The sequence below is a fragment of the Halomonas sp. B23F22_20 genome, from assembly GCF_043496985.1.
Taxonomy (GTDB): domain Bacteria; phylum Pseudomonadota; class Gammaproteobacteria; order Pseudomonadales; family Halomonadaceae; genus Halomonas.
Genome location: NZ_JBIEKH010000093.1, coordinates 1 through 676 on the forward strand (window position 1 = coordinate 1; position 676 = coordinate 676).

Annotated in this window: 1 protein-coding gene; it reads left to right on the top strand. The window is 36.5% G+C overall.

What is annotated here, in order from left to right:
- Positions 1-676, top strand: a 676-nt coding sequence (locus ACGTN6_RS20740; RefSeq protein ID WP_394594969.1) for an EAL and HDOD domain-containing protein, incomplete at both ends; no start/stop codon positions are given.

Here is a 676-nt window from a genome sequence, read left to right on the forward strand (position 1 = left end):
TAGTTTCTATCATATGGGGTTTAGTAAAATAGCAGACCAAAATAAATGTTTTGTAAACTTCACGGAGAATTTGCTTAAAAGCGAACTCCCTTTTTGTTTCCCTCATAATCAGCTAGTTATTGAAGTGTTGGAGAATATTCCTTTAACAGCGGAAGTTGTCGATAGATGTAGCATCTTGAAGTCTAAAGGATACCAGATTGCCTTAGATGATTTTGTTTACCACCAGAATCAACCATACATAAATGAGTTACTCAATCTTGCGGATATTGTGAAAGTAGACATCCGTCAGTATTCCATTCAAGAAATTAAAGCTTTAAAAGACCAAATCAGTACCTACAGAGTAGAACTATTAGCTGAAAAAGTAGAAACCTACGAAGAGTATCTAGAGTTGAAAACATTAGGTTTTGACTATTACCAAGGCTTCTTTTTCAGTAAGCCTGTCATCATGACCTCCTACGACACATCGCTTCCTGCTTTCCAACATATAGAGTTAATTAAAGAATTGTCTCAACCTGAACCGGTCGTCTCAGCGGTGGCAGAGAAGATTGAAAAAGATGTATCGCTATCTTATAAATTATTAAAGCTTATGAATTCTTTAGCCTACCGTCGCATCGAACCTATTAAATCAATCGCTCAAGCCATAATGTTGCTAGGATTTGATGAGGTGAAGAAGTGG